This window comes from Palleronia pontilimi (assembly GCF_016412875.1).
In the GTDB taxonomy this organism is placed as follows: domain Bacteria; phylum Pseudomonadota; class Alphaproteobacteria; order Rhodobacterales; family Rhodobacteraceae; genus Palleronia; species Palleronia pontilimi.
This window is the reverse complement of record NZ_JAEKPD010000009.1, coordinates 173,888-190,757: the sequence shown is the minus strand read 5'-3', so window position 1 is coordinate 190,757 and position 16,870 is coordinate 173,888. Positions and strand designations below refer to the sequence as shown.

At 68.4% G+C, this 16,870-nt stretch carries 18 protein-coding genes and 1 tRNA gene; 8 read left to right on the top strand and 11 right to left on the bottom strand.

Annotated features, from left to right (window positions below):
- Nucleotides 1-15: 15 nt before the first annotated feature.
- From thiB to ILP92_RS11215, 3 genes are read left to right on the top strand one after another with little or no spacing between them, the layout of a single operon-like run.
- Entirely contained in the window at nt 16-999 is a 984-nt protein-coding gene (gene thiB / locus ILP92_RS11225; RefSeq protein WP_198916488.1) for a thiamine ABC transporter substrate binding subunit, read from the top strand.
- Nucleotides 975-2,540, top strand: coding sequence for an ABC transporter permease subunit (locus tag ILP92_RS11220; protein ID WP_198916487.1), 1,566 nt, complete (start codon nt 975-977; stop codon nt 2,538-2,540). Before thiB ends, ILP92_RS11220 begins: the two co-directional genes overlap by 25 nt.
- Complete coding sequence (locus ILP92_RS11215) at nt 2,527-3,222, top strand: thiamine ABC transporter ATP-binding protein (RefSeq protein WP_198916486.1); 696 nt, start codon at nt 2,527-2,529, stop codon at nt 3,220-3,222. Before ILP92_RS11220 ends, ILP92_RS11215 begins: the two co-directional genes overlap by 14 nt.
- Nucleotides 3,223-3,311: 89 nt before the next feature.
- On the opposite strand, the gene ILP92_RS11210 is transcribed toward ILP92_RS11215, so the two are convergent.
- The 6 genes from ILP92_RS11210 to dapF all read right to left on the bottom strand — a co-directional run bounded on the left by ILP92_RS11210 (nt 3,312) and on the right by dapF (nt 9,018).
- Nucleotides 3,312-4,127 (bottom strand): cytochrome c1, encoded by an 816-nt coding sequence (locus ILP92_RS11210; RefSeq protein ID WP_198916485.1) that lies wholly within the window; start codon nt 4,125-4,127, stop codon nt 3,312-3,314.
- A 12-nt stretch (nt 4,128-4,139) separates the two neighbouring features.
- Complete coding sequence (locus ILP92_RS11205; RefSeq protein WP_198916484.1) at nt 4,140-5,483, bottom strand: cytochrome b; 1,344 nt, start codon at nt 5,481-5,483, stop codon at nt 4,140-4,142.
- 12 nt (nt 5,484-5,495) lie between these two features.
- A complete protein-coding gene (gene petA, locus ILP92_RS11200; protein ID WP_198916483.1) occupies nt 5,496-6,071 on the bottom strand; it encodes a ubiquinol-cytochrome c reductase iron-sulfur subunit in 576 nt (191 codons plus the stop codon).
- 168 nt (nt 6,072-6,239) lie between these two features.
- Nucleotides 6,240-6,836: a glutathione S-transferase family protein gene (locus ILP92_RS11195; protein ID WP_198916482.1), complete on the bottom strand. Its 597-nt coding sequence runs from the start codon at nt 6,834-6,836 to the stop codon at nt 6,240-6,242.
- 131 nt (nt 6,837-6,967) lie between these two features.
- Nucleotides 6,968-8,221: a tRNA (N(6)-L-threonylcarbamoyladenosine(37)-C(2))-methylthiotransferase MtaB gene (gene mtaB / locus ILP92_RS11190; RefSeq protein ID WP_198916481.1), complete on the bottom strand. Its 1,254-nt coding sequence runs from the start codon at nt 8,219-8,221 to the stop codon at nt 6,968-6,970.
- Nucleotides 8,218-9,018, bottom strand: a complete 801-nt coding sequence (dapF, locus tag ILP92_RS11185) for a diaminopimelate epimerase (RefSeq protein ID WP_198916480.1) — start codon at nt 9,016-9,018, stop codon at nt 8,218-8,220. The genes mtaB and dapF overlap by 4 nt, the downstream gene beginning before the upstream one ends.
- Nucleotides 9,019-9,153: 135 nt before the next feature.
- Here dapF and ILP92_RS11180 point away from each other — a divergent pair.
- From ILP92_RS11180 to ILP92_RS11165, 4 genes are all read left to right on the top strand, one after another.
- A tRNA-Lys gene (locus ILP92_RS11180) sits at nt 9,154-9,229 on the top strand.
- 288 nt (nt 9,230-9,517) lie between these two features.
- Entirely contained in the window at nt 9,518-9,724 is a 207-nt protein-coding gene (locus ILP92_RS11175) for a cold-shock protein (protein ID WP_198916479.1), read from the top strand.
- 257 nt (nt 9,725-9,981) lie between these two features.
- Entirely contained in the window at nt 9,982-10,659 is a 678-nt protein-coding gene (locus ILP92_RS11170) for a hypothetical protein (protein ID WP_198916478.1), read from the top strand.
- 74 nt (nt 10,660-10,733) lie between these two features.
- Nucleotides 10,734-11,291, top strand: a complete 558-nt coding sequence (locus ILP92_RS11165) for a VOC family protein (protein ID WP_198916477.1) — start codon at nt 10,734-10,736, stop codon at nt 11,289-11,291.
- Between the two features lie 77 nt (nt 11,292-11,368).
- Here ILP92_RS11165 and ILP92_RS11160 read toward each other — a convergent pair whose 3' ends face one another.
- From ILP92_RS11160 to pncA, 5 genes are read right to left on the bottom strand one after another with little or no spacing between them, the layout of a single operon-like run.
- Complete coding sequence (locus ILP92_RS11160) at nt 11,369-12,064, bottom strand: maleate cis-trans isomerase family protein (RefSeq protein WP_198916476.1); 696 nt, start codon at nt 12,062-12,064, stop codon at nt 11,369-11,371.
- Entirely contained in the window at nt 12,061-13,191 is a 1,131-nt protein-coding gene (locus ILP92_RS11155) for a M24 family metallopeptidase (protein WP_198916475.1), read from the bottom strand. Before ILP92_RS11155 ends, ILP92_RS11160 begins: the two co-directional genes overlap by 4 nt.
- Nucleotides 13,188-14,210: a pyridoxal-phosphate dependent enzyme gene (locus tag ILP92_RS11150; protein ID WP_198916474.1), complete on the bottom strand. Its 1,023-nt coding sequence runs from the start codon at nt 14,208-14,210 to the stop codon at nt 13,188-13,190. Before ILP92_RS11150 ends, ILP92_RS11155 begins: the two co-directional genes overlap by 4 nt.
- Nucleotides 14,211-14,241: 31 nt before the next feature.
- The gene (locus ILP92_RS11145) at nt 14,242-15,114 is read right to left on the bottom strand and encodes a DMT family transporter (RefSeq protein WP_198916473.1); all 873 of its coding nucleotides are present in this window, start codon (nt 15,112-15,114) and stop codon (nt 14,242-14,244) included.
- Nucleotides 15,114-15,716 carry a bifunctional nicotinamidase/pyrazinamidase gene (pncA, locus tag ILP92_RS11140; RefSeq protein WP_198916472.1) on the bottom strand — a complete coding sequence of 201 codons (603 nt, stop codon included), beginning with the start codon at nt 15,714-15,716 and terminating at the stop codon, nt 15,114-15,116. The genes ILP92_RS11145 and pncA overlap by 1 nt, the downstream gene beginning before the upstream one ends.
- Nucleotides 15,717-15,922: 206 nt before the next feature.
- Between pncA and trhO the strand changes: the two genes are divergently transcribed.
- Complete coding sequence (gene trhO / locus ILP92_RS11135) at nt 15,923-16,852, top strand: oxygen-dependent tRNA uridine(34) hydroxylase TrhO (RefSeq protein WP_198916536.1); 930 nt, start codon at nt 15,923-15,925, stop codon at nt 16,850-16,852.
- The last annotated feature ends 18 nt before the right edge of the window (nt 16,853-16,870 follow it).

Below are 16,870 nucleotides of genomic sequence, written 5' to 3'. Positions count from 1 at the left end.
CAAGGAGGAGACGCCATGAGATCCCTTATCATCCTCGGGCTTGGACTGCTTGCATCGCCTGCAATCGCGCAGGAAAGGCCCGTCCTGTCCGTCTATACCTATGACAGCTTCGTCAGCGACTGGGGCCCCGGTCCCGCCATCGAAGAGGCGTTCGAGGCCAACTGCGCCTGCGACCTGCAATTCACCGCGCTGGGCGACGGGGCCGAGCTTCTGTCGCGGCTGCGGCTGGAAGGCCCGCGCTCGGACGCGGACGTGGTGCTGGGGCTGGACCAGAACCTGATCGCAGCGGCCAAGGACACGGGGCTTTTCGCCGATGCGGGGCTTGCCGACGTGGCCTGGGATCTGCCGATCGCGTGGGACGACCCGGTCTTCGCGCCCTATGACTGGGGCTATTTCGCCTTCGTCCACGACGCGGGGTTCGACGCGCCCAACAGCTTCCGCGACCTCGCCGACAGCGACGCGACCATCGTGATCCAGGATCCGCGCTCGTCCACGCCGGGCCTGGGCCTGCTGCTGTGGGTCAAGAACGCCTATGGCGACGACGCGCCCAGGATCTGGGCGGACCTGGCCGACAACGTGGTGACCGTCACGAAGGGCTGGTCCGAGGCCTACGGGCTGTTCCTGGAAGGCGAGGCCGACATGGTGCTGAGCTACACCACCTCGCCCGCCTATCACCTGATCGCCGAGGACGACGACAGCAAGCAAGCGGCGTCCTTCGTCGAAGGCCACTACCTGCAGATCGAGGTCGCGGGCGTGCTGGAGGCGTCGGACGAGCCGGACCTGGCGCGCGATTTCGTGGCCTTCATGGCCGGTGACACGGCGCAGTCGATCCTGCCGACGACGAACTGGATGTATCCGGCCGTGACCCCCGAGGGCGGTCTGCCCGACGGCTTCGACACGCTGATCGAGCCGCAGGTCGCGCTGCTCTACCCCTCGGACGAGGTGCCCGAGATCCGGGATGCGGCGCTGGACGAATGGCTGACCGCGCTCAGCCGCTGATCCGTCCGCTGACGCTGCTGGGTCTTGGCGCGGGGGCGCTTGTCCTGGCGCTGGTGCTGGGTAGCGTCGCGGCAGTGGCGTGGCGGGCCGAGAGGGGCACGGGCCTGCGCCCGTCCGACTGGGCGGCGCTGCGTTTCACCCTGTGGCAGGCCACGCTGTCGGCGATCTTCAGCGTCGCGCTGGCGGTGCCGGTTGCGCGCGCGCTGGCGCGGCGGCGGTTTCGCGGGCGGACGCTGCTGGTCACGCTGCTGGGCGCGCCTTTCATCCTACCGGTGATCGTCGCGGTTCTAGGGCTGATCATGGTGTTCGGTCGTAGCGGGTGGGTGAACGCCGCGCTGGACGCTGCGGGACTGCCCATGGTCAGCATCTACGGCGCCTGGGGCGTGGTGCTGGCGCATGTGTTCTTCAACCTGCCGCTGGCCACGCGGATGATCCTGCAGGGCTGGCTGGACGTCCCGTCCGAGCGGTTCCGGCTGGCCGCCAGCCTGGGCATGCGCCCGCGCGCGATCTTTCGCCAGATCGAACTGCCGATGCTGGCGCGCGTGCTGCCCGGTGCGGCGCTGGTGATCTTCCTGATCTGCATCACGTCCTTCGCGGTCGCGCTGACGCTGGGGGGCGGGCCGCGCGCGACGACGGTGGAACTGGCGATCTACCAGGCGTTCCGATTCGATTTCGACCTGTCCCGCGCGGCGCTTCTGGCGCTGCTGCAACTGGCCGTGACGGCCGCCGCGGCGCTGGTGGCTTTGCGGGTCAGCGCGCCCGACGCCATGGGCGCGGGGCTGGACCGGGCGCTCAGGCGCTGGGACCAGCCGCACCCGGCCTTCGACGTGGCCGCGCTGGGCGTCGCCATGGCGTTCCTGCTGGTGCCGCTGGGCGCGCTGGCGCTGCGGGGCGCGCCGCATGTCGTTTCGCTGCCGCCCGAGGTCTGGCGCGCGGCGCTGCGCTCGGTCCTGGTGGCGCTGGGCTCGGCGTTTCTTACGGCGCTGCTGGCGCTGCCGCTGGCGGTGGCGATCCAGCGGCTGGGCGGCATCCGGGGCCGCACGCTCGAGGTCGCGGGGATGCTGGGCATCGCCGCCTCGCCCCTGGTGATCGGCACCGGCCTGTTCATCGTGACCTTCCCGTTCATCGCCCCCGACCGGCTGACGCTGCCGGTGACCGCGCTGGTCAACGCGGTGATGGCGCTGCCCTTCGCGCTGCGCGTCGTCGTGCCCGCGGTGGAGGCGGTCGAGGCGCAGTTCGGCCCGCTGGCCACGTCGCTGGGACTGCGCGGCTGGGCGCGCCTGCGCCTGCTGATCCTGCCGCGCATCCGCCGCCCCTTCGCCTTCGCGCTGGGCCTTGCGGCGGCTTTGTCCATGGGCGACCTGGGCGTCGTGGCTTTGTTCGCCGATGCCGACGCCGCGACCTTGCCGCTGCAGCTTTACCGCCTGATGGGCGCCTACCGGATGGACGATGCGGCGGGGGCCGCGCTGGTGCTGCTGGCGCTCAGCCTGGTCGCGTTCTGGCTGTTCGATCGCGGGGGACGCGTGGATGCTGACGTTTGAGGATGTGCGCGTCACGCGCGGCGATTTCACGCTGAGCGCCGATCTGGCGATCGAGACGGGCGCGCGGATCGCGATCCTGGGGCCGTCGGGCGCGGGCAAGTCGACGCTGCTGGCGCTGGTGGGCGGGTTCCTGACGCCCGATAGCGGGCGGATCACCTGGGGCGGCACGGACATCACCGACCTGACCCCGTCCGAGCGGCCGGTGGCGACGATCTTCCAGGACAACAACCTGTTCCCGCACCTGACCGTGACCCGGAACGTGGGCCTGGGCCTGCGGCCGAACGGACGGCTCAGCGCCGACGACCGGGCGCGCGTCGCGGACGCGCTCCGCGATGTGGGGCTGGCCGGGATGGGCGACCGCAAGCCAGGGGATCTGTCCGGCGGGCAGCAAAGCCGCGTGGCGCTGGCGCGGGCGGGATTGCAGGACAAGCCGATCCTGCTGCTGGACGAGGCGTTTTCGGCCCTGGGACCGGCGCTGAAATCCGAGATGATCGACCTGGTGCTGCGGCTGGCCCAAGCGCGGGATCTGACCCTGTTGATGATCACCCACGACCCCGACGATGCGCGGCGTCTGAAGGGCCAGACCATCGTGGTCGCCGACGGGCGGGCCCACCAGCCGCAGGACACCGACGCGCTGCTCGCCGATCCGCCGCCCGCCCTTGGCGCCTATCTCGCGGGCTAGGGCGCGGCCCCTTGCTTCATCTTTCCAAAAATACCTAAAAAAAGCCGCCCCGAAGGGCGGCTTCCATCAACCGGGTGCAGCGGTGGCAATCACTCGCCCGGAACGCTGTCCTTGACCTTGCGCTTGTGGGGCGCCCAGATCCGCTTGTTGGTGAGGTACAGAAGCACCGCCAGAACGCTCAGCATCAGCACGCCGGTAAAGCCCGCCTGCTTGCGCGCGATGAGCTTCGGCTCGGCCGTCCACATCAGGAACGCGGCCACGTCCTTCGACACCTGCTCGAGCGAGGCCTCGGTGTCGTCCGCGTAGGTCACGTCGTCGCCGTAAAGCGGCGGTGCCATGGCGATCCAGCCACCGGGATAGGCGGTGTTTTCGTAAAGCACCGCGCCCGCTTCTTCCTTGTCTTCACCGGTATAGCCGTTCAGCAGCGACACGATATATTCCGGGCCGCCCATGCCCTTGACGAACTGGTTGATGCCCAGCCCGTAGGGACCGTGGAAGCCCGCGCGGGCCTTGGCCATCAGCGACAGGTCCGGTGCGTTCGACAGCGACGATTCGGGGAAGTGGTCGGTGGGCTTGGCGGGGCGGAAGTCGCCTTCGCCGTCCAGGAGCGACTCGTCATACACCTCGTAGAACTCGGCGTAGGCGCGCACCTGGGGCTCGGGCAGGTTGGGCCCGCCTTCGTAGCCCAGCGTCCGGAACGGCACGTAGCGCAGTCCGTGGCAGGCCGAGCAGACCTCGGTATAGACCTGCAGGCCGCGTTGCAGCTGCATCTGGTCGTAGCTGCCGAACGGACCCTCGAACGAGAAGTCGTAATCGTTTGTATGAGCCTCGGATTCGGCGGCCAGGGCCGGCCCGGAGGCCAGACCCAGCGAGAGCGCCGCGCCGAGAGCGATTTTCTTAAGCATGTCGGTCCTTTCTCACTCGGCCGGGTTGACGATGGTCTTGGTGCCACCGGTCTGCGGCGCGTAGTGCGATGCGTAGTCTTCTTCGATCGTCGCGGGCTGCGGCAGCGGCTTCTCGACCACGCCGAGCAGCGGCAGGATGACCAGGAAGTAGCCGAACCAGTAAGCCGACGCGATCAGCGAGATCGTGGCGTAAGGCTCTTCCGCGGGCATGGCGCCCACCCACATCAGCACGAAGAAATCGACGACCAGAAGCGCGAACCACCACTTGAACATGGGGCGGTAGCGGCCCGAGCGCACGGACGACGTGTCCAGCCACGGCGCCAGCGCCATGACCAGGATCGCGCCGAACATCGCGAGCACGCCGAAGAATTTGGCGTCGACGATGCCGCCGGTCAGGAAGCTGGCGATCTGCACCACCCAGACTTCCGACGTGAAGGCGCGCAGGATCGCGTAGAACGGCAGGAAGTACCATTCGGGCACGATATGTGCGGGCGTCGCCAGCGGGTTGGCTTCGATGTAGTTGTCGGGGTGGCCCAGGTAGTTGGGCATGAAGCCGACGATGGCGAAGAACACCGCCAGGATGATCGCCAGCGCGAACAGGTCCTTGATGACGAAGTAGGGCCAGAAGGGCAGCGTGTCCTTCTGGGCGTCTTCCTTGCTGGTCCGGCGCACTTCGACACCCGTGGGGTTGTTGTTGCCCGTGGTGTGGAAGGCCCAGATGTGCACGGCCGTCAGTCCGACCAGGATCATCGGCATCAGGTAGTGCAGCGAGAAGAAGCGCGTCAGGGTGTATTCACCCACGGCCGGTCCGCCCAGCAGCCAGGTCTGCAAGCTCTCGCCCACGAAGGGGATCGCGCCGAAAAGGCCGGTGATCACGGTGGCGCCCCAGAAGGACATCTGGCCCCAGGGCAGAACGTAGCCCATGAAGGCGGTGCCCATCATCAGCAGGTACATCAGGATGCCGATGATCCACGTCACTTCGCGCGGTTCCTTGTAGGAGCCGTAGTAGAGCGAGCGGAAGATGTGGGCATAGACCGCCACGAAGAACAGCGACGCGCCGTTGGCGTGCATGTAGCGCAGCATGAAGCCGCCGTTGACGTCGCGCATGATGTGCTCGACCGACGCGAAGGCCTGATCGACCGACGGGATGTAGTGCATCACCAGCACGATGCCGGTGACGATCTGCAGCACCAGGGTAAAGGTCAGCACGATGCCCCAGATCCACATCCAGTTCAGGTTCTTGGGCGTGGGGATCATGATCGTGTCGTAGAGCAGCCCGACGATGGGCAGGCGCTTGTGCAGCCACCGCTCGCCGTTGGAATTGGGCTTGTAATGGTCGTGGGGAATTCCGGCCATGAGGTAGTCTCCTTATCCCAGAACGATGGTGGAGGCGTCGGCGAATTCGGCGACGGGGACCGGAAGGTTTTCCGGTGCCGGACCGCGGCGAATGCGGCCCGCAGTATCATAGTGGCTGCCGTGGCAGGGGCAGAACCAGCCGTTGAAATCACCGGCATTGCCCAGCGGCACGCAGCCGAGGTGGGTGCAGACGCCCATCTGGACCAGCCATTCCTCGTTGCCCTCTTCGCCGGGGACGGACAGGGCGCGGTTGGCATCGGTCGCCGGGGCGCCGTCTTCGATATTAGCATTGCGCGCGAGCGGATCGGGCAGGTCGGAGAGGTCGACGGAGTTGGCGTCGTCGATCTCTTCCTGGGTGCGGCGGCGGATGAAGACGGGCTTGCCCAGCCATTGCACGGTCAGCTGCGTGCCCGGCTCGACCCCGCCCACATCGACGCGGATCGAGGACAGCGCCTGCACGTCCGCGGTCGGGTTCATCTGGTTCACCAGCGGCCAGACTGCGGCCCCGGTGACCACGGCCCCGGCGCCGGCGGTGGCGTAGTAAAGAAAATCGCGGCGTGTGCCGTCCTGATCGTCTGCGTGGGACAAGGTCTGCGTCTCCGTTCTGTCAGATGCCCGAAGCGTAAGGGGGTCGGGCGATTCGCGCAAAGCCGGACGGAGTGCGCCCGGCGGCTTTGCGAAAGTGTCTAGCGCCTTGATCGGGTCCGGTCCAGCGGACAAACCCGCGCAGATGCACCCAAATCGGCGCCTTTTTCGTCAAACGGGCCGCGTTTCCTGCATCGACGGACGCGCACCGAATCGCTCGAACCAGCGCGCCAGGGCGTCGCGCCCGTCGCGCCAGCCGCGGTCGTGGTGCCGGAAGTCCAAGTATCCCAGGGCGCAGCCGACCGAGATCTGTCCCAGGTCGAGCGGGCCGGACAGGTGGCTGATCCAGCGCTCTTCCAAGGCGTCGAGTGCGCGCGCGATCTTGGCCCATTGGCCGTCGACATAGGCGCCGTATTGCAGCTCCGCGGGGCGGAAACGGTGCTCGTAGACCATCAGCACGCCCGCATCCATGATGCCGTCCCCGGTGGCTTCCAAGGTCTGCACCTCCCATTGCCGGGCGGGGGGGATCAGATCGGCCCCGGCGCGGTCCGCCAGGTAGCGGCAGATCACGCGGCTGTCGTAGAGCGCGGGGCCCTCGGGGCGCGTGAGGCTCGGGATCTTGCCCAGCGGGTTCTTGTTGGCGGGATTGGGGGCCAGCGGCGTCTGGACCGAGTCGATCACGTTGACGTCGGCCAGTTGGCCGGTTTCGTGCAGGACCACCATGACCTTGCGGACAAAGGGCGAGGCGGCGGCGAAATAGAGGTCCATGGAAGATCCTTCGGGGGGGGGGGGGTGAGTCGGCGGCAGTCTAACCGCGCGGCGCCGCAAAATTCGAATTTTCCGTGCCGAATTTCTTGAGAAATTCGTGACGGAATTCTCACGAATTCCGGCCCGGCGGATCAGGCGGCGGTCAGGTGGGTGTCGGTGTGCCCGGTGATGCGCGTCTCGACGACCTGGCCCACGGGTCGGTCGGTGGCGAAGTGCACTTCGGCGAATTGCGCGGTGCGGCCCATGCGGGGGCTTTCCATCAGGACATGGTGCGTCCGGTCCGTCTGCGCCGACAGGTGCGCGGCGATGGCCCGGTCGCCCGCGGCGCGCAGCCGGGCCGCGCGTTCCTTGATCGCCCGCCCGTCGACGGCGGGCATCCGGGCGGCGGGCGTGCCGTTGCGGGGCGAGTAGGGGAACACGTGCAGCCAGGTCAGGTCGCAGTCCTCGACCAGGCGCAGCGAGTCGATGAAGTGGTCCTCGGTCTCGGTCGGGAAGCCCGCGATGATATCGGCGCCGAAGGTCATGTCCGGGCGCAGGCGGCGGGCCGTTTCGCAAAAGCGGATCGCGTCGTCGCGCAGGTGGCGCCGCTTCATGCGCTTCAGGATCAGGTCGCTGCCGTGCTGCAGCGACAGGTGCAGGTGCGGCATCAGGCGCCGCTCGTCGGCGATGCAGCGCATCAGCGCGTCGTCGACTTCGATGGAATCGATCGAGCTGATCCGGAGCCGCGGCACGTCGGTCAGCTTCAGTATGCGCGCCACCAGGTCGCCCAGCCGCGGCCCGCCCGGCAGGTCCGCCCCCCACGACGTCAGGTCCACGCCGGTCAGCACCACCTCGTTGTAGCCGCGCGCGACAAGGCGATTGACCTGGTCCACCACGACCCCTGCGGGCACCGAGCGGGAATTGCCGCGGCCGTAGGGGATGATGCAGAAGGTGCAGCGGTGGTCGCAGCCGTTCTGGACCTGCACATAGGCGCGGGCGCGGGTGCCGAACCCGTCGATCAGGTGGCCCGCGGTCTCGGTCACCGACATGATGTCGTCCACCTGCACGCGCTCGGTCCGGCCGATCAGGTCGGGCACCAGGGCTTCCCAGGTGGCGGGCTGCATCTTTTCGGAATTGCCGATGACGCGGGTGACTTCGGGCATGGCGGCGAAGGTTTCGGCCTGGGTCTGCGCGGCGCAACCGGTGACGATCACGGGCGCGCCGGGATTTTCGCGCGCGAGGCGGCGGATGTCCTTGCGGGCCTTGCGCACCGCTTCGGCGGTGACGGCGCAGGTGTTCACCACCACCGCGTCCCGCAGCCCGGCGCGGGACGCGAGGTCTTTCATCGCCTCGGTCTCGTAGGCGTTCAGCCGACAGCCATGGTTCGAGAAGACGGGCGCGCTCATAGCACCGACGCCAGCCAGTCGGCGCGCAGGACGCCATCGGCCACGTGGGCGGTCGGCCCGGTCATCCACACACCGTCGTCGCGCCAGTCGATGTCCAGTGTGCCGCCCGTCAGATCCACGCGCACGGCCCGGCCCGTCAGGCCGCGCCGCGCGGCGGCCACGGCCACGGCGCAGGAGGACGACCCCGAGGCCAGCGTCGGACCGGCCCCCCGCTCATAAACCCGCACCCGCAGGTGGTCGCGGCCCACGAGCTGGGCCAGCTGGACATTCGTGCGCTGGGGAAACAACGGGTGATATTCGTGGGTATGGCCGAAACTGGTCAGGTCGACCGCGTCGATATCGTCCATGAAGAAGGTGCAATGCGGGTTGCCCATGCCGGTGGCGACGGGATCGCCGTCCATCGGCAGGTGCAGCGTGTCGCAATCGTGCAGCAGGGGGATGCCCTGCCAGTCCAGCACGGGCGGACCCATGTTGACCGCCGTCAGCCCGTCGCCCGCGTCGCGGGCCGCGAGATCGCCGCGCTCGGTGCGCAGGACCAGTGATTGGCGTCCGTCCTCCATCAACAGGCGCGCGATGCAGCGGGTGGCGTTGCCGCACGCCGCCGAGAGCGAGCCGTCGCGATTCCAGAAGGTCAGCCGCGCGTCGGTGTCGGGGCAGGTGTCGATGGTGGCCAGCTGGTCGAAGCCGATGCCGCGATGCCGATCGCCCAGGATCCGGGCGAAGTCGGGCGTGACCTCCAACGGCGCCGCCCGGCGGTCGATCACCACGAAATCGTTGCCCAGCCCATGCATCTTCATGAAGGGCACATCTGTCGAAGCCTGGTTCATCGGCTGGCATATACGCCCGACGATCGGCTTGCGAAAGGGGGCGGCAAGGGCCGGGGCTTTTTCGTCTTGACGCAGAATGGCCCGGTCTTTAGTCACCCGCCTCGTGAGCCTGTAGCTCAGTTGGTAGAGCAACTGACTTTTAATCAGTAGGTCCAGGGTTCGAACCCCTGCGGGCTCACCATCTTGTCCCACATCGACGGCACCTAGGCGGATCGTGACGGATCGCTGCCGCGGTTAGGTGACGTTTCGCGTCCAAGCTGTCCGCGGGGCCGTATCCGGCGCACGGGGAATGTGGCGGTGAAACCCGTTCGCACCTTGTAACCCCGTCGATAAATCGCCATCTGTAGTTTGCTACTGACTTCATTTTTCGATTCTCTGTTTTCCTTCATCGGCTCACAGCGCTCGTCCTCAGTCGTGAGAAGCCGGGCTGCCGCATTTCGTGGGCAGCGATAGATCAAGGAAAACTCACATGGCCAATGGCACAGTGAAATGGTTCAATTCTTCAAAAGGCTTCGGCTTCATCGCGCCTGAAACCGGCGGCAAGGATGTGTTCTTGCACATCTCGGCTGTCGAGCGGGCCGGTCTGACCAGCGTCGCGGACGATCAGAAAGTGACCTATGACGTCGAGTCCGGTCGCGATGGCCGCGAAAGCGCGACCAACCTGGCGCTCGCCTGAATTGAACGATCGGGCGCTCCCACGGGGCGCCCGAATGCTTTGACGGTGCCCGCTGGACGGCCGCTGTCTTGATTGGGCCAGCCGTCCAGATACGCAACCGGCTCCGGGCGGGCGCGGCTCGGCTGGTCGCGATACGGGATTGGCGTCGGGGGCGCGAGACGCACCAACACCATATCTGCGGCGCAGACGCGCGGCGGACGGGGTCACGACCCGACCATTTCGAACCAAGATATTCCGCAATCCTTGAAAGGATTCCAATGACACGCTCGAGTGCAGAAACCCGATCGGAAATGGGCCATGGCGTCTTCCAGGGCATGGCGAAGAAGAAGACCAAGGATCGCAAGCAGGACAAGCAGTCCCCGGTGCAGGTGGGCGAACATCACCGATACCAGATCAAGTCCGGCAATCTTGCGGGCACGTTCGTGGCGCGCGCCTTCCCCAAGCCGCCGACGCAGGCGCGCGGCCTGATCGCCGAGGCCAGCGGCGCGACGGAAGAAGCGGCGATCATCGCCTTGCACGAAGTGCTCGACTCGCGTGAGCAGCGCCGGGCCGAAGACCGCAGGACGGACGAACACACGGGCGCGTCGGTGCCGAGCGTCGAGGAATACGTGGAAGCGATCGGTCATGTCGCCCTGACGCGCCCGCAGCGCGCGATGCTGCTGGCGTTGGCCTTGTCCGGCGCGACCGGGCTGACCGAGACGCAAATGGCGTCCGCGGCGGGCTACAAGTCGCAGGCGTCCGGTGCGAGATCCTTCACGAGCGCGGGCCTGCTGATCGCCGAGTATCTGTCGTCGGAGGCGGGTTCGACCGATCCGTCCGGCGATCCGGACGCGCGATCGATCATGGGGTTCCGGGCCGAGCCGGAAGGCGCGGGGGATCCGGACCTCTGGATCGCCCACCCGGAATTGCGCGAGGCCATCCAGGCGGTGCTGTGATCTGAAGGGCCATGGACGTGTCAAAAACGTGCCCATGGCCTACCTTTCCCGGGAGGACTGCGAAGGGAGCGATCATGCACAAGTTACAAAGCCAGGGCGTCCACCACATCACCCTGAACGGGGCCGACCGGCAGACATCCATCGATTTCTGGGAGGGGGTGCTGGGCATGCCCTTCGTCTTCGAGCAGCCGAACCTGGACGATCCCGACCAGTCGCACCTGTATTTCGATCCCGGTGACGGGCGGCTGATCACCATCTTCTGCGCCGAAAGCCGCAAGCCCACCGGCAGGGCCGCGCCCGACAATCCCGGCGACGTGCATCACATCGCCTTCGCGGTCAGCCAGTCGATGTATTCGCAACTGGCCGCGCGACTGGACGAACGCGGGATCAAGCATTCCGGCGAGAAGGATCGCGGCTTCATGAACTCGATCTATTTCCGCGATCCGCTGGGCACGCTGATCGAGCTTGCGTCCTATCGTTTCGAACCGCCGGTGGGTGCGACCCATACGGACGTGCTGTTCGAGGCGCACCTGATCCGGGTCGAGCAGGGCGACAAGGCGATCGGCGACGCGCACCTGGCCATCGCGATCGAGCGGCTGTCGAAGCGCAACCAACGCAGCCTGAGCGACTAGGCGGCCGTCCCGCCGCTTGCGGATGCTGCGCCGGGATATTTGGAAGAACAAAGATGGGGATGAGGGCGCCGGGGCGGTCAGCCCGCGCCCAGTGCCAGCAGGTGATCCAGAAGCACCGAGTTCGAGCAGAGGCACGGCAGGCCGGTGGCGCGCGTGACCTGGGGCCGCGCGTCGGCGGTGTCGAGATTGGTGCAGCTGAGGAAGACGGCGTCGATCCGGGCGCTTCCGGCAAGGGCGATGGCCCCTTCGGCGATGGCGTCGGGGGTGATGCGGGCGACCTTCGTTTCCTCGGCGGTGTCGAAGCTGGCGAAGGCGGGCGTGGCGATGCCCGCGTCGGACAGGCGGCGGCGCAGAAAGTCCGAGACATCTTCGGTATAGGGCGACACGATCCCGAGCCGGGTCAGCTTTCGCGCGCGGCAGGCGGTGATGAGCGCGCTGAGCGGATCGGTGACGCGCGGGCACCCGGTGGCCGCCTTCAGGATTTCGGCCACGCGCGCGGGCCCGATCCGCGCCGCGCCCGACGTGCAGGCATATCCCACCGCGTCGAGCTTGCGACCGGCCGGGAAAAGGGAGGCGGCGGCGGGCAGATCGGCCTCCATCGCGGCAAGCGTGTCGGGCGTGACCCACGTGCCCGAGGGCACACGGCTGACGAAGAGGTCGGTGTCGGGTGGGATCGCGGCGCGGGCCACGCGTTCCAGCGTTTCTTCGGCGGAAAGCACGACCAGCCCCAGGGCGGTGCGGGCCGTGTCGCGAAAGCGCGGCTGCAGGATCATAGGCGCACCATCCGTGTCGCGGGCGTCGACAAGGCCCGGTTGCCGGTTTCGGTCAGGACGATGTTTTCCTCGAGCACCAGGATCCGGCCCGCTTCCGTCGCTACGCAAGGCTCCAGCGTCAGGACCATCCCCGCTTGCAACACCGTCTGGTCGAAGGGCGACAGTGACGGCCATTCGGTCAGCTGCATCCCCAGGCCATGCCCCAGGCGCACGGCCGCGCCGGGGGCGGGCGCTTCGGCGGCGCGCATGGCCGCGTGGACGTCGCTGGCCCGCGCGCCGGGCATGGCAGCGGCGCGGCCCGCCTCGACGGCCGCGACCAGGCGGTCGTGATCGGCGTCCAGGCCGGTGTCGCCCAGCGCGAAGTTGCGGTCGAAATCGCAGAAATAGCCGTCGAAGGTCAGCCCGGTATCGAGCATGAGCACGTCGCCTGGCATCAGGGGCGCGTCGGTGGCGGGCGAGATGACGTCGTCGTAGCCACCTTGTCCCGCAGCGCCCGCCAGGTAGGGCACCGTATCGGCGCCTTCGGCCAGGCACAGCGCCTGGAAGTCGCGGAACACGGTCGCGAGCGGCACGCCGGGTGCGGCGATGTCCGGCACGCGGGCGAAGGCGCGGTCGGCGATGGCGCAGGCGGTGGCGATCTTGGCGATCTCGGCGTCGGATTTCACCATCCGCAGGGTGCGGGTGATGCCTGCGTCATGGGTGAAGTCCAGCGCCGGGCACAGGCCGCGCAGCGCGTCGAACTGGGCCAGCGGCATCCGCAGGTGGGTCTCGTCGCCCATGGGCAGGCCGATGCGCGGGCCGTGCGCGTTCAGCGTCGCGGCCAGAAGGGTGGTGCCGTCGTCGCCGGGGCGCGGCGAGGGCCAGGTGCGGATGTCGTTGACACCCGCGCGCGCCATCAGCTCGGCCCCGATGGACGGGATGACGGCGATGGGATCGCCGCCTTGCGGCAGCACCACGAACCAGGGGCGCGTGGGACTTTCCCAGAACCGGGTGAGGAAGCCGGTGAAGTAGCGGATTTCGGGCTCGGTGGTCAGCAGAAGCGCGTCGATCCGTGCCCGGGCCATCAGGTCTTGCGCGGCGGTGGCGCGGGCGCGGATTTCGTCCGGCGCGAAGCCGCGCGGTGTCATTCGGGGCCTTCGCTGAGGATGCAGAGCACGCGGGCGCCCGGATCGGGATCCATCGCCAGCGCACCCGCCAGACCGGCCGCGCCCGAGGGTGTCGTGGGCAGCGATTGCTCGGCGGCGGTGTAGGCGGCGTTGGCGCATTCGGCTTCCGAGATCAGGGCGAAGGCGTCGGCGTCGCGGGCGAGACCCTTCAGCGCGATGAGCGACGGCATCTTGCAGTCCAGCCGTCCCATGGCCGACGCGGGACCCTGCGATTGCGTGGGCTCCCCCGCCGCGATCGAGCCGTGCAGGGCGGGGGCGGCATCGGGTTCGACCACGATGACCCGGGGCGTGTCGCCCCAGGCCGCACGCGCCAGCGTCGCCGTCGATGCCGCCAGGCCGCCGACGCCCGCCTGCAGGAAGATGTGCGAGGGCGGCGCGGGCATCTGGTCGATGGCCTCGGACATCATCACCAGGTATCCCTCCATCAGCAGGTGCGGCAGCTCGGCGTATCCGGGCCACGAGCTGTCGGAGAGCAGCGTGTCTCCGCTGGCCGTGGCGGCTTCGGCCGCGGCTTCCATCGACTGCTCGTAGACCGCGCCCGCGCGCACCACCTGGGCGCCCAGCCCGCGCAGCCGGTCCGCGAAGGCTTCGGGCACGGTGTCGGCCAGGTAGATCACCGCGTGGGCTCCGAATGCCTGCGCGCCCGCCGCGACCGACAGGCCGTGATTGCCCGCGCTGGCGGTGACGTAGGTGCGCCCCTTCGCCTGGCCTCCTTGGGCGTGCTGCGCGATGACATAGGCCGCGCCCAGCGCCTTGAAGCTGCCAAGGCCCATCCGGTCGCGTTCGTCTTTCAGGTGCAGCGCGCCGATGCCGATCCGGGAGGCAAGTGCCGGGGAGCAGCGCAGCCGCGTTTCGGCGTGACGCGGGCAGCGGCGGGTCAGCGCGGCGGCGCGGGCGGCGTCGACGCTGGGCCACGGCATGTCGCCGAGATCGGGATGGTCGAGGCCGTAGCCTCGGAACGGGTTTTCAAGGATCTCCATGCCTTCACTCGACGCGCAATGGGCGCGCCGGTCAAGCGGGGGCCTGCGCTTTCGACAGCTGGACGGCCAGGATTCCGACCATGATGATGGCGACACCGAGCACGTCCAGCGGGCCGATCCGCTCGCCCAGGACGGCGGCGGCGATGGCGACGCCCAAAAACGGGTTGAGGAAGTGGAAGGTTGCCGCGCGGGTGGGGCCGATGCGGCGCACCAGCACGAACCAGGTCAGCGTCGCGGCAAGGCCCGGCACCAGCGTCGTGTAGAAGAAGGCGACGGCCAGCGGGATCGACCAATCGACCTGCCAGCGCTCGAGCATCAGCGCGGCGACAGCCAGAAGCGCCGATCCGACCAGCATCTGCAGGCCCACGACCATCAGCACGTTGCCGCCAGACGACGCGCCGCGCAGCGTGAGCGTGGCCAGCGTCAGCGCCAGCACGCCGGCGATGCACAAAGCCAGCCCCTGCGGATCGACCCCGCCCGAGATGCGGCTGCCCATGATCAGCGTGACCCCCGCCAGCCCGGCGAAGAGCCCCGCGATGGCGCTGGTCTGCAACCGCTCGCCCAGCAGCGTCCAGCCGGTGAAGGCCACCAGAAGCGGCATGGTGGACGCGATGATCGACGCGAGGCCCGCGTCGATGCTGCGCATGGCGATGAAGTTCAGCCCCAGGTACAGCGCGTTCTGGCAGAGGCCGAAGAGGAAGGTCAGCCGCCACTGGGTGCGGGTCAGCCGCCAGGACTGGCCCAGGGCGCAGGCGATGCCGACGGCCAGCGCGCCCGACAGCGCGAAGCGGAAGGCCAGTGCTGTCAGCGGCGGCGCGTCGGCGACGATGAACTTGGCCGAGGTGAAGGCGCTGGACCACATCACCGCGAAGGCGAGGCCCAGCAAGAGCGCGCGGGCGTCCATCAGGCGAGCGTGACGCCCGCGTTCTTCATGCCGTCCAGCGCCGCTTTTTCCGATCCATCGAGGTCGATGGCGCGGCTGAGATCGGGCCGGACGGTGACGTCGAAGCCCAGCTTCGCGCCGTCCACCGCCGAGTAGTTCACGCAGAAATCCAGCGCCAGGCCCACCATGGTCAGCGTGGTGATGCCGCGCGTGCGCAGATAGCCTTCGAGCCCGGTGGGCGTGGCGTGGTCGTTCTCGAAAAACGCCGAATAGCTGTCGATGGCGGGGTTGAAGCCCTTGCGGATGATGAGGTCGCCATCGGTGCGCAGGTCGGGATGGAACCGCGCGCCCTTCGAGCCTTGGATGCAATGGTCGGGCCACAGGACCTGGGGTCCGTAGGGCATGTCGATCATGGTCATGGGCGAGTGACCGGGATGCGATGACGCGAAGGACGAATGGCCCGCCGGGTGCCAGTCCTGGGTCAGGATCACGGTGGCGAAATCGTCCATCAGCGCGTTGATCGGCGCGACGATGGCATCGCCGCCCGCGACGGCCAGCGCGCCGCCGGGGCAGAAATCGTTCTGCATGTCGATGACGATCAGGGCGTGGGTGCGGTCGTGCATGGCGGCCTCCTGTTTCACGGCTCAGCTAGGCGCGGGGCCGGGGCCAAGTCAACCGCGGCCCGCGTCAGGGGGCCCGCGCGCGCGGGGCAGGCGCCGGGCCGGGATATTTATGAGAACAAAGATGGGGGTGTTGGCGCGAGGGGGGAGACCGTGGTGCGGGCTGCCCCGGCTTGTGGGCGTGGCGCGGCGGCGGTATCAGCGCGGGCATGGTCACCGTCGCCGCCTTCTACACGTTCGTCACGCTGGACGCGCCCGACGCGCGGCGCGGCCCCTTGCGCGCGCTGGCCGAGGCAGAGGGCGTGCGCGGGTCGATCCTGCTGGCGGGCGAGGGCGTGAACGGCACCATCGCGGGGCCACGCGCGGGCGTGGCGGCGGTGCTGGACCATATCCGGTCATGGCCGGACTGCGGCGCGCTGGACTGGAAGGAAAGCACCGCCGAGGCCACGCCTTTCGGCCGGCTGAAGGTGCGGCTGAAGCGCGAGATCGTGACCATGGGCGCGGCGATCGACCCCGATCTGGTCGGCGATTACGTCTCACCTGCGGATTGGAACGCGCTGATCCGCGACCCCGAGGTGGCGCTGATCGACACGCGCAATGCCTACGAGGTGGCGATCGGGTCGTTTCCGGGCGCGATCGATCCGGGCACGGACGCGTTCGGCGACTTTCCGGGCTGGTGGGCGGCCAACCGCGACCGGCTGGCGGGCAAGCGCATCGCCATGTTCTGCACCGGCGGCATCCGCTGCGAGAAATCCACCGCTTTCCTGAAGGCAGAGGGCGTCGCGGACGTGCATCACCTGCAGGGTGGGATCCTGAAATACCTGGAAGAAGTGCCCGAGGTGGACAGCCTGTGGCAAGGCGAATGCTTCGTCTTCGACCAGCGCGTCAGCGTGGGCCACGGGCTTGCGCAGGGGTCGGCCACGCTTTGCCATGCGTGCCGTCGCCCGCTGACCACCGAGGATCGCGCGCGACCCGAATTCGAGGACGGCGTGCGCTGTCACCGTTGCGCCGACGCCTTCACCGAGGACCAGCGCGCGCGCTTCCGCGAGCGTCATCGGCAGGTCCTTCTGGCCGAAGCGCGCGGCGCGGCGCATCTGGGACCGGATGCGTTTCGCAAAACCGTTACAAAGACCCGCTAGCACGGGGATCGAAACGTG